The sequence below is a fragment of the Kitasatospora sp. MAP5-34 genome, from assembly GCF_029894335.1.
Taxonomy (GTDB): domain Bacteria; phylum Actinomycetota; class Actinomycetes; order Streptomycetales; family Streptomycetaceae; genus Kitasatospora.
This window is the reverse complement of the sequence record NZ_JARXZC010000072.1, coordinates 1-11,961: the sequence shown is the minus strand read 5'-3', so window position 1 is coordinate 11,961 and position 11,961 is coordinate 1. Positions and strand designations below refer to the sequence as shown.

The 11,961-nt window shown below is 70.9% G+C and carries 5 protein-coding genes and 1 pseudogene; 1 reads left to right on the top strand and 5 read right to left on the bottom strand.

Annotated features, from left to right (window positions below):
- Window positions 1-581: 581 nt before the first annotated feature.
- A complete protein-coding gene (locus P3T29_RS31850) occupies window positions 582-3,191 on the top strand; it encodes a DEAD/DEAH box helicase (RefSeq protein WP_280720164.1) in 2,610 nt (869 codons plus the stop codon).
- Between the two features lie 277 nt (window positions 3,192-3,468).
- Here the strand turns inward: P3T29_RS31850 and P3T29_RS31845 are convergent, their stop codons facing one another.
- The 5 genes and pseudogenes from P3T29_RS31845 to P3T29_RS31825 form a co-directional block, all read right to left on the bottom strand.
- A complete protein-coding gene (locus P3T29_RS31845) occupies window positions 3,469-4,614 on the bottom strand; it encodes a hypothetical protein (RefSeq protein WP_280720163.1) in 1,146 nt (381 codons plus the stop codon).
- A 2-nt stretch (window positions 4,615-4,616) separates the two neighbouring features.
- The gene (locus P3T29_RS31840; protein ID WP_280720162.1) at window positions 4,617-5,396 is read right to left on the bottom strand and encodes an ATP-binding protein; all 780 of its coding nucleotides are present in this window, start codon (window positions 5,394-5,396) and stop codon (window positions 4,617-4,619) included.
- Window positions 5,393-7,057 (bottom strand): transposase family protein, encoded by a 1,665-nt coding sequence (locus P3T29_RS31835; protein WP_280720161.1) that lies wholly within the window; start codon window positions 7,055-7,057, stop codon window positions 5,393-5,395. Before P3T29_RS31835 ends, P3T29_RS31840 begins: the two co-directional genes overlap by 4 nt.
- Window positions 7,058-7,343: 286 nt before the next feature.
- The gene (locus P3T29_RS31830) at window positions 7,344-10,169 is read right to left on the bottom strand and encodes a hypothetical protein (RefSeq protein WP_280720160.1); all 2,826 of its coding nucleotides are present in this window, start codon (window positions 10,167-10,169) and stop codon (window positions 7,344-7,346) included.
- 489 nt (window positions 10,170-10,658) lie between these two features.
- A pseudogene (locus tag P3T29_RS31825) lies at window positions 10,659-11,876 on the bottom strand (ISKra4 family transposase); the annotation flags it as partial.
- Window positions 11,877-11,961: the final 85 nt, after the last annotated feature.

Below are 11,961 nucleotides of genomic sequence, written 5' to 3'. Positions count from 1 at the left end.
CCCGCGGAGCGGGTCCCTACGGGCCTTCGGCCCTCCGTTCGCCACCCGCCTTCGGCGGGTGGGCGGACCCGCTCCGCGTGTCCGTGGCCTGACCTTCGGTCAGGCTGGCCCGGCTTCGCCGGGCCAGTCGGTCGCTCCGCTCCCTTCGGCGGTTGAGGCCGGATCATACCGCTGATCTGGATTTTTGGTTGATCTCGCTACGGGCTGACTGGGGGTGGGGTACCTGTCCGGGGGTGCGTGCGGGTCTGCTTCACTCCTCCAATTTTGGTCTAGACCATGGTTTTGACTGCGGGATCTGGCGGGGTCCGCTACCCTGGCGGGGTGAGTCTCAAGAGCGAGTGTATCAAGCTTGGTCTGTCGGCTAATCCCGCCGCAACGCCTGTGCGGACCCCTGCCCAGGGGTCCGCATCGGCTTTCGGTGCGATGCTTCACGGGATATCTGATTTCCCTTCCTGATCGGATTCGGATTTCAGGATGACCCCGGCTCGTTTCGGCCGGTCGATGTATCAGAAATGCACTGCTGAACATTCCGGCGAGAGTCCCGGTGTGGGTCCGGGAATGGGTGAGGGGAAAAGGGTTCTGTGAGCATCGTCAAGCCGGGCCTGACGGCCGCGAAGGCCGCTGCGGGGATCACGCTGCGCCATCACCAGGAGGAGGCGCTGGCGGCCATCGTGCGGGCGCTGACGCCCCGTCCGGGGCTGCTGACGCCGAACGGGCTGCGGGCCACCGTGCAGATGGCCACGGGCTCGGGGAAGTCGTTCGTGGGGGCGGCAGCCGGCCAGAAGCTGGCGCCCAACGGGGCGGTCCTGGTGGTGGTGCCCACCTTGGACCTGCTGCTCCAGATGATCGGGGCGTGGAAGGCCGGGGGGAGGGCCGGGGAGATGTTCGCGGTGTGCTCGCTGACGTCGGGGGCGCTTCCGCCGGGGGTGCGGGGCAGCACCAACGGGGTGCAGATCGCCATGTGGCTGGACGAGGCGGCCAAGGGCCGGCGCCCCGTCACTCTGTTCGCCACATACGCCTCCGCCGGGGCCGTGAGGGACGCCTACGAGATCGGGCCGCGGTTCCTCGGGGAGGTGCCGCCGCTGGCCCTGATGGTCTGTGACGAGGCGCACCGGTCCTCAGGGAGCCTGGAGAAGGCCTGGACGGTGGTGCACCACCAGGACAAGATCCCGGCCCTGCGCCGGCTCTACATGACCGCGACCCCGCGGATCTGGGCTCCGCCCAGGGCGGCCGTGCGGCAGCGGGAGGACGCGTACCAGCCGCTGCCCGAGGACCTGGTCTGTTCCATGGATGACCAGCGCGTCTACGGCACGATGGCGTTTTCCTTGGGGCTGGCCGAAGCGGTGGACAGAAAGCTCCTGGCGCCCTTCGAGGTGGTGGTGCTGGAGCTTCGTGATCCGGAGTCGGACCGCAAGGCGGCGAAGCGTCAGCCGCTGCCCTGGGGGCCGGGGGTGGGCGAGGACGAGAGCGGCGAGGAGGACCAAGTCCGGCCCGAGCGCCTGGCGGCGATCCAGGCTGGCCTCCTCAAGACGTGCGTGGAGCGGAAGCTCGGCCGGGTCATCACCTTCCACTCCCGCACGATCGAGGCCCGCTATTTCGCCGAGACGCTCGGCCAGACCGCCGAGCGACTTCACGAGGAGCACCCCGGGAAGTACCCGGATGAAGTCTGGGCACAGTGGCTTTCCGGAGAGCACTCCGTGGACTTCCGGAAGGAGACCATCGAAGGGTTCGGAACCGCGCAGGAGAAGGAAGGTCTGGCGCATGCCTTCCTCGTAAATTGCAAGATCGTCGGTGAGGGAGTTGACATCCCGAACGCAGATGCGGTTCTTCTCCAGGGCCGAGGGTCGATGGTGGATATCGTCCAGGCCATCGGTCGGGCCCTGCGCATGAAGCCCGGTGAGGGGAAAGTCGCGTCCATCATCGTGCCAGTCTTCCTGAAGGCTGGAGAGGAATCCGGGGACCTGTTGGGGTCGGATTCCTATGCGCCTCTCATCAAGATTCTTACCGCGCTGAGGGCCCACGATTCCAAGGTGGTGGAAAACCTCGCCGTGCCCCAGAAGTCCGGCAAGCGGACTACCAGGCGCAGCGCCGAAGCCGTTGCGGCGCCTGGTGAGGGTGAGGCTGTGCCGGAGGGGACGCCGGCGTTCTCGCTGCCGATCCGGTTCCGGGATCCGGTCGATCCGAACGTTCTCGCGCTGTTCGTGAGCTTGCGGGTTCTGACGGGTGAGAGCCAGGCGTGGCGGGAGGGGATCGGTCACGCGCGGCGCTGGCACGCGGAACACGGATCACTCGAAATGCCGTATTCCACAACGGTTGGTGAGCAGGGCCTTTCGTTTCCGCTCGGGCGGTGGTTGTCGGATAGGCGCGGGGAGTATGCGGAGGGGACTTTGGCGCGTCACCGCATCGGGATGCTCGACGATCTCGGCATGGTGTGGTCCGTGTCGGAGCTGCGGTTCGAGACCGGGCTGGACTGGGCGCGGGTCTGGGCGAAAGAGCACTACGGGTCCCTGGCATGCCCGGCCCGGGCGAGCGTAGGCGGGTTCGGGGTGGGCGCGTGGGTCGCCTCGATGAGGCTGGCGGCCTCCCTGCCGGAGGGTGAGGAAGGCGCCCTGGCGCCGGAGAAGCGCCGACGGCTGGAGGAGATCGACCCCTGGTGGAACCCGGCCTGGCCCATCACCTGGCAGCGCGCCTACGTCGCCGCGCGGGCCTGGTGGCTGGAGTCGGACGGCCGGGTCGACTGGCCGGCCCTCCCTGCCGACCTGGACTTCGAAGGCGAGCAGCTCGGCCGGTTCGTCGCTCGGGTCCGGGCGGAGTGGCCCGCGCTGGAAGAGGAGCAGCGGGACCTGCTGGCGGCCATCGGCATCGAAGAGGACCCCGCGTTGGTGGCCGCGCGGGCGGCTGCCGCCGCCAGGCCCAAGCGCTCGCAGGCGGACCGCTTCCAGCAGGGCCTGGAAGCCCTCGCCACGTTCGTGGAGCGCGAGGGGCACGCCCGCGTGCCCAGGGCCCACAAGGAGACGTTGGAGCCCGCCGAGAAGGCGGACAGCAGCGGGGACACGGAGGGCTCGGGCGGGGACGCGGCGGTGGTGGTCGTGGCGCTGGGTACCTGGCTCAACAACCAGAAGGCCCGGAGGTCGAAGCTGACGCCGAGCCGGCTCGCACAGCTCGCCGAGCTGGGGGTGGAGTGGGCGTAGGCAGCCCGCAGGCAGGGGTCGGTGCGATACGAAAGCCCTGCCGGTCCGAGAGGTTCCGGCTCCCGGACCGGCAGGGCTCGCGGCGACCAACTCTGGAAGGTCTTGGTGCCGAGTACAGGCGGGGGCGCCCCGTCCCCGGGGCGTGCCGGCCTGGCCGGGTACCCGCACCGTGTACGCGTGGACGCAGGGCCGCCGGACTCGACATATCCGCTGCGGAGAACCAGGCCCTGGGAACGGGAAAGGGCCCGGACGCCGCGCTGGAGTGGGCCCACCGGCGTTACCTGCGTCGGGGGGAGGGAGGTGGGCAGCCGCGCATGTCCTCCATCACGGCCCAGGGGAAGCGGTAATGGGCGTTGCTGAGTGGCCAGATCGTCCGCGAGAGCGATGGGGCGGGGCCGGGCCGGCCAGGGCGCGGGCGGTTTCTGGGCGGCTGGGGCGGGCGCAGTTTGCAGGTTTCGGCGAGGTTGGTCAGGTGGGGCATGCCGGTGGTGGCGAAGGGGGTGTCGAAGAGTGGTGTGTCGGCGCCCGTGGCGATCGCGTGCTGGTGGGTGGCGGCGATGAGCAGGGGGCGTGCCCAGGGCGGCACCGGGTGGGTCATGCAGCCGTAGCGCAGGCCGTCGGGGTCGTGCAGGGTGATGGTGGCCGCGCCGTCGGCGAGATCGGTGGGGTGGGCGGTGGAGAGTTGGGTGTCGGAGGCGGCGGTGAACAGGGCGGTGGCCAGGGCTGCCGCGAGGTGGGGGTGGGCGGTTGTGGTGTGCAGCCGGAAGGCGGCCTCGGCGGCGGTGGTCGGGGGCATCTGCGGCGGGTGGAAGCCGCGGTCGTGGGCCAGGGGCGGGGTGCAGCGGCAGCGGCGCTGGGGGCCGTCGATCGCGCACAGGGTGGTCAGGGCCGACAGGTTGAGCCAGCGGTCCTGCAGCGGCCCGCGGCGCGGGCCGGGCCGCGGGTGGGGCGAGTTGGTGGGGTCGGTGCCGGGCAGGTGGGCGGCGGCATCTGCGAGACGGTGGTTGGTTGCCGCGAGCGTGCGTTCCAGGGTGGGAGTGGGGCGGCGGCGGTGGCAGACCAGGGCCAGGTGCACCCCGGTGCGCTCGCGCAGCGTGAGCAGGTCGTCGAGCCGGCGGCTGGTGAGCAGGTGGGCGCGCAGCACGGTCAGGTGGGTGATGGGGGTGGCCAGGATCCAGGCGGCGGCGATCGCCCAGGGCGGTACGGGGTCGAGCCGGGAGTAGCCGGTGACGGGGACGGGCTTGCCGAGGGCGGCGAGGATGTCGTAGGCGAGGCAAACGGTGGAGTCGGTGCCGATCGTGGGGTGGACGGTGGCCCGGCCGGTCGCGGGGTCGTGGGCGGCCTGGGCGGTACGGGTGTGGGGCAGGTCGTCGTGGGGGTCCAGCACCACGGTGACCGGCGGCAGATCGGGGCGGGTCGGCATGGTCAGGCCGCCCGTCGGCCGAGTTTGCTGTAGGCCCAGCGCACTAGGTCCTCGTCCACGCTGGTGCGCCCGGACTCCTTCAGGCCGGCGGTCAGGTGGTGGGTGATCTTCGCCCAGGCGCGGAAGTTCCCGTGGGCGGCCTCGCGGTCGCACAAGGCGATCAGCTCGGGGTCGGCGTCGGTCCAGATCGGGTGGAAGGCCGGGATCGCGTTCACGACCTCCTCCAACGGCATGGGGTCGATCTCCTGCCAGCAGTAGACCCTCGACTCGAGCATCGGCTCGCTCTGCAGCATCTCGAAGCAGCCGTTGCCGCCGGTGAAGACGATCGTCAGGTCGGTGCCGGTGTCATCCCACAGGTAGCGCAGATATTCGAAGCAGAGTTTCGACAGCCACTGCGCCTCGTCGCACACCAGCACCCGCCGCTCCTCCAGCGCGCCGCGCAGCATCCGGTCGAACTCGATCGCGTGGTCCGGCGGGCGGCCCGGCAGGTCCAGGGCGTAGAACAGCTCGTGGCGCAGGTCCCGGGTGGAGGGGCGGGCGCGGAACTGGATGCGGTGGGTGATCTGCGGGGCCAGATCACGCAGGGAGGCGTTGACCGCGAACGATTTCCCGTGCCCGGCCCGCCCGTAGATGCAGATCATCGCCCTGGCCTCGATCGCGGCGCGGATGTTCTCCCGCACCGCCAACAAGGCACGGGTGCCGACCACGTGGGCGCCGCGCAGACGCATGTAGTGGTCCTCGCGTTCGGCCGGCAACCGGCCCAAGCGGCCCGCAGTAGTCATGAGTGCCTTCCTGTCGTCGGATCGTCCGGGCTCGGCACCGCATCCGGCGGCGCGGCTGGCTGCGCGGCCCGGGCGGCTTCGTCCGCGGCCGGTGCGGGCCGTGGACAGCGCACAGGGCGGGCCCACGACGTGGGCGGCTCCCGGGGCGGGATCAGGTCCGGCAACGCCCGCGCGGCGAGGTCCTTGTGGTTGGTGCGGGCGATTTGTTCCTGGGCCTCGGCGGCGGTCAGCGCATCACGGGGCTGGGGCGCAGCGGGAGTGGTGGCGGCGCTGTAGCGGTCGCGGCGCAGGCGCTCAGCGGCTTTCAGGTCTGCTTTGAGCGCGCGGGCGGCGGCTTGGCGGGCGGCGCGCAGGGCCTTGCGCTGTTCCTCGCTCGCCGGGTCGGCCAGGTAGGCGGTACACAGGTGGCGCGTGGGATCGGCGGCGTCGAACACCTCGATCTGTGCGTCATGGTGGGGAAGGTGGCGCAGCCTGACCTTGGTGCCGGTGCGGCCGACCATCCATGGCGCGTAGTACGCGCGGCGGCGCCAGGTGACGCCGCTGGTGGTGATGACGCGAACGCGGCCGTCGTCCTCCAACGCGAACAGCACCAGGTGCTGCTGCGACACGTCCTCAACCGGCGTCGGGTCCGCCTGCCACGCCTGCAGCGGGGTCAGATGGCCGCCCAGGCCAGCCGGATGGTGCTCGGTGTTCCACCAGTGCACCCAGTCCAGTAGGCACTGCACGAACGCCGCGAACGGCAGCAGTTCCTCCTGCTCGCTGGTACGAGGGGTACCGGCGGGACGGGCACGGCGTGTGTAGCCGGGCAAGGACACCAGCAGCATCTCCTCCACCGCGTCGTTCAGCTGCTCGATGGTGCCTTTCAGGTGCGGGGTGTAGGCGGGCAGGTCGTGCACCGGCACTGCAAGTGCGCCCAGCGCCGAGGTGACCGTCCGGCACAGGAACTCCTTGCCCCGGTCGACCCGCACCAGCTCCGGCAGCCCGCCGAACGGGCCGAACGGCTCCTCGCGGCTGATCCCGGTGCGCAGCGCCGCCAGCACAGCGTCCCGGGATGGCTGGTGCGGGGTGACGGCCACCCCGGTGATCGCCTTGGTCGTGCAGTCGATGAACCAGGTGATCCACGGGCACTGTGGCGTGCCCTCGACGTCGACCCGCACCGGGGCCCGCTTGTGGTCTCCCTCCCAGCAGGCGTTGCGCCACTGCCTGGGGCGCTGCCCGAACACATCGTGGCGCCGCCTGGCGTTCTCCCCTCCCCGCAGCCCCGCTCGCTCCCCCGCCGTCAGTTCCCGCATGACCGCGCGCTGCAGCGCGCGCAGCGAGGGCACGGTGGCGGTCGGATCCGAGGTGGCCTCGGCCACCAGGTGCCGGTGTACCGCGGCGACATTCCCGCCCCACAACGCCAGCAGAGCTCGAAGGCGCGGCGTCACCACCACCGTGCCGCGTGCCTGGGCGGTCAGCCGCCCCTGCGTACGGGCTGCGGCAAGCCAGTTCCACACCGTCCGCTCGCTCACCCCCGACGCGGTCGCGGCCAGCCGCACATGAACCGTGGCCAACTCCCCATGACCGTCCAGCGCCATCAACCTGGACACCGTGCCCTCACGGGACACCAGAGCACTCGCGCTCTTCTGCGGAACGCGGGACGGCCGACTGGACCGCGTCACATGCCCTCCTGCCCACCGGGCCGTGCGAACTCGGTGCTCATAGAGCGACGTTGTCCGCTCGCACACCAGCCCATCCCGACACGCCGAGCGGCAGCACACGAACCAGTGCAATCCGACGGCAGGACGTTTCAGCAGGCCACGACACACTGAAGCCAACCGCGGGGACAGTGGAACACGTGCCCCCGGACCACGCCAGCGACACCAGACCCAAACAAGTGCTATCCCAGGCGGCACCCAATTTTCAGCGGAAAACGACACCTGTATTCAGCACCCGCGTCACACACCTTCAGCTCACAACACCGCTGGCACCAGCACCAGTTCCCCCCGAACAGCCACTGAAAGTAACTGACGCACCACCACTGCAACACCCACGTCGTCTAACAGGGTGCTGGACGCCCGCTACCTCGCCGAAGCCCGCTGCGGCCTCGGCTCCCTTCAGCGCGGTGAGGAGCGCACGCCGGCCGGCATCGGTTTTCACCTTGCGGCGCAGCACGGCTTCCGAGGTGACTCCGACGTTGCACAGCAGTTGGAGCATCCGCGGGTCCTTGAACTCGGGCGCCTTGATCACGAGCTTTGCCAGCAGGCGCCACCGCTTGACTTGACGAGGCCATACCCTGAGTTGCACGGAGAGCAGGAAACACCTCAGCTTGGCGAGGTCCGTCGGTTTGTCCTTTTGTCGGGCCACCAACTGGCTGCCCTTGCCCTCGAAGGGCGACACGTCGACGAAGCAGTGCGGCGGGTCGCCCAGCAGGTGCCGGAAGTCGGGGTAGTCCCACAGCTGGCGAAAACAAGGGTCATGCCGAACCTCCTCGCGCAGTTTCTCGGTCGGTAGCGCGTAGCGCAGGTCCTGAACGGCGTCGTCGGCGTGCCCCTTCCGGTTACCCGGCACGCCCATGATCAGCCGGAAGCTCTCCAGACAGGCCTGGTCCTTGGAGAGCTTGGGCGAGTAGGTGGCCGGCGGATGCGGGTGCCCGGCGTCCCGATGAGTGGCATTCCCCCCGTTGAGCACCTCGGTGCAACTGCGCAGGTTGTAGGCGAATGGCAGCATGAGCCGCGCGTACTCGGCGTGGTAGTTGCCCTCACGGTTCGTCTTCTCGCAGAACTTCACCAGCCGGTTGGCGGCCTTAGTGGCCCCGGCCCGATCGTTCGGCGTCTTCAGATCGCCGGCCAAGTAGCCGTTGAGGAAGGAGGTCCCGATGGCGTAGAAGACCTGGATACACAGGCGCGGGGACTCGCGCAGCCTGCGCCTGGCCTTCTTGTCGCGGGCCAGGCAGTGCTGGACCGCTCGGGCGTAGTCACTGTAGTCGCGCTTCTCCATGGGCTGGGCCTCATGGGCGGCTCGCAGGTACTCGAAACGGGTGAGCAGGTCGCTCGGGTCCTCGGCGGCCGCCCGCCAGAGCAGCTCGGCCAGACCGGCCTTGTCGTCGGAGTCGTCGTGCAGTGAGTCGTTGCACGCGATGGCCTGGAGGGTGATGCTCTTCCAGCTCTGCGCGCCGCACAGGTCCTTCTGCAGAGGTCGGTGGGCCGCACTGAGGCGCATGAGGATGATTGCAGCCGCCCCGGTCAGGAGCTGGGCCCGGGCGCGCTGCTCGCCGGTTCGGATCCCGGCGCCCGTGGCGGGCGCAGTGGCTGCCGTGTACGCCACCGGCCTGCTGCCCTTCTCGGTGGGCCGCAGGCCCAGGTCCTCGCGGCTGAAAATGACGGCCTCGGCTTGCCGGCCGTTGCGGGTCAGGGTGACCGTGACCCGGTTGCAGTCCACCCAGGTGACCCGGGCCCGCCAGGTGAGGTCGGGGCGCAGCGCGTAGTAGAGCGCGGCGAACGCGGCCACCAGGGTGTGCGCGGGCAGCGCGCGTAGGTCTTCGCTGTGCAGCTCTTCGAAGGGCGCCCCGACCATCGCCACGTTCAGGTCGTTGAGCGAGACGATGCCGAGGGCCTGCACCCTGGCCAGCACGTAGTCGCTCGACGCCGCGTCGGCCGTGCCGTCCTGGTCCTGGGCCGAGATCTGCAACCGCAGGTTCTGGCCGAGGCCGGCCGAGGTGGCCAGCACACCGCAGAGGGTCAGCAGCCCGCCGAGCAGCAGGACTCGGGCGTCGGTGTCGGTCTCCAGGAAGTAGAAGAGGAAGAACAGGGCGACGACGCCGCCCAGCGCCCCCAGCAGCCGGCCCCAGTGGTTGAAGGCGACGGTGTGCCAGGGCGGGTCCTTCGGGGCCGGGTTATTGCTGCTCACGTGCTGCGCCGCCCACACGACCAGGGCGATGAGGGCGGCGACCACGAAGGCGAAGAGGGCGCATGCGGCGGTCAGCAGCCCTCCACCCGGGTCGAAGGGCTGGAACATCGGGTAGAGCGGGAACATCACCGCCGACCCCACGATCAGGGCCAGGCCCAGACCGGTCGTCAGGTACCGCTGCGGTTTGGGCCAGGCGACCGAGTGGGCGCGCACCAGCCAGCGGGAGGCCCCGCTGCTGAGCAGGAGCAGCACCACCACCCCGATGGCGGCCGGCAGCAGCAGCCTGCCGATCGGGCTGAGCACGTCGCCGTAGAAGGTGCTCCAGTTGGAGGAGGCGGTCGGCAGCGGCCTGCCCTGGAGGTCGGCCACCTGTGCCAGGCCGGCTGCCGCGTCCTTGTTGCCCTGGTCGAGCAGTTGGGCGGCCTCGAACTCGATCCGGGCCTGCCCGAGGTCGCCCTCGTGCATCCGCTGCCGACCGGCCGCGAGCGCGATCGCCGAGACCGCGCGCAGCCGGTCCACGTCGGCCAGACCGGACACCGAGCACGGGTACCAGCCGAGCACCGGCTTGCTGCCGTAGAAGGACTGAGCCTGCTCGACGTCGCCGTTGGCCGCGTAGCGCCGGGCGGTCTCGCAGACCCGCTCGGCGTCGGGGGGCGGACTGTCACCGGGGTGATGCGGGAAGCGCTCGTCCTGCGGCCGGTCGCCGTGCTCCTGGCGCGGCTCGGCGGTGGTGGAGGCCCCGGGCGCGGCAGCCGAAGCCTCCGGCGCGGCAGCAGCGACAGACGGGTCCGGCGCGGCGGTGGCGATGCCCGAGGCGGGTGTGAGCCCCCAGACGACGGCTGAGAGCAGCGCCGCGGCGAGAGCGCGCGGCAGGTACTTCGCCATGACCCAGCCACCGATCTTTCGTGAGCGCACAACCCGCCGTGGCCACGACTCTAGGTCGGCGCGCCCCGCGGAGCGCACCGACTGGCCCGCGAGTACCGCCGATCAGCGGAGCCAAGGGCCGCCCGAGGTGGCCGCACCGGGACGGCGGAGCGTCGTCCCGGTGCCCGGCAAGGCGTTCCGCCGGCGGCCCCGGCCGGGCGGACCGGCCGGTCGTCTCCAGCGCCTGGCACCTGGACGAGGGAGAAGCACACCGTCCAGGCCGGCCCCGCCCCCGGCTACGAAGTCGCCCTGGACCGCGAGCCCGGCGAAACGCCGGTCGTACCCGTGATCCTCACCGAACACTTGCGCCCCCACAGCGGCTGACCGGTCGGTGACCGGCTCGGGCGGGGCAAGCCCTGTGGGCAAGCCTGTTGACCGGCCTGGCCGGGGTGGGCAAGCCTTGCCGGTGCTTCGTAGTTGGGTGCGGTTCGTTTCGAGTGAAGCTGCTGATCAAGCAGTGAGGGTGTAGTTCTGCTGGTCGGGGGTGGGGTAGAGGCGCTCGTGCTCGTGGGCGGTGTGGAAGCGCCAGTAGGGGTCGAGGTCGCCGTTGGCGACGACGGTGCGAAGTCGCAGGACGGCTTCGGCTCCGGGAAGGCCCCAGCGGGCGCCGGTGATGTCGAGGCGGTCGGCGATCAGGTGGCGGCAGGCGCCCTCGATCGCGCCGGTGGCGATCGGCCAGCCGTTGGCGAGGGCGGTGTCGTAGCGGAGTTGGTCGAGGTGGCCGGTCAGGTAGCGGTGGCAGGCGTCGACGGCCTCGCGCCGGGAGGCCGTCAGGTGCTCGCGGGCGGCCTGGGCGGTCATCTCGTCGGCGGTGCGGGCGGCCTGGCCTGCGAGGATCGTGGTCAGGTGGTCGGCGGCCCCGGCTTCGGCCTCGGTGGTGCCGGGTTTGTGGAAGGCATGGGCGGCGGCCCAGATGTACTCGGCGACGTGCACGAAGTCCAGCAGGATGTGCGTCGTGACGCCGCGTCGGGTGGCTTCGGCGGTGATCAGGTCGAGCTGGTGGCGGGCGCCGTCGACCAGGACGATCCAGGGCCGCAGGTGCTTCGGGTCGCGGGCTTGGGCCTGGTCGAAGGCGTCGGCGATGACCTGCTCGGGCGGGCGGATGAGGGAGGCGGTGCACCACTTGTTCTCCGCCCTGGGCCCCGGGCGGACCGGTCGTTCGCGGCTGCGGCCGCCGGGCGGGTGGATCACGTCGTGGGGGCGTCTGGGGGCCGGTCTGGTGTCGAAGACGCAGGCCACGGTCGCCATCCGCTTGCGGTTCGGCTTCTCGCCCGGCGCGAGCCGGCCGCGATGCCCGCCCGCGGCGGCGGCTTTCACTGCGGCCCGGCGGGTGCCCTCCCGCAGGGCCTCGGGCCGCATGACCACGCCCTTGCCGTCCACCTGGACCACTAACGGCATCTCGCGGCTGCACGGGAGGGGGATCCTCGCCCGGTAGAAGCCGTCGACGTCGAGGGCGGCGGCGACCACGAGCTCTTCGAGCCGGCGCTTGCCCAGCACCCTCCCGCAGCGGCGCTCAACGGCCTGCTGAGCCTGGTCGAACGAGCCGCGCACGGCTTCGGTGACCGCGAGCCGCCGCAATCCCATCGAGTGCCGGCCCGCCGGCAGGGACAGCGCGGCGTCGGCCGGGTGGACGTTGCACGCGCCTTTGCCCCGGTGGGCGACTCTGTTGCTCTATTCGGGTCGGTGATCAGGCTGCGAGTTGGTGGGCGAGTCGGGTAAGCCTGCTGGTCCGGGGGCTTCGGGTCTGCTCGGC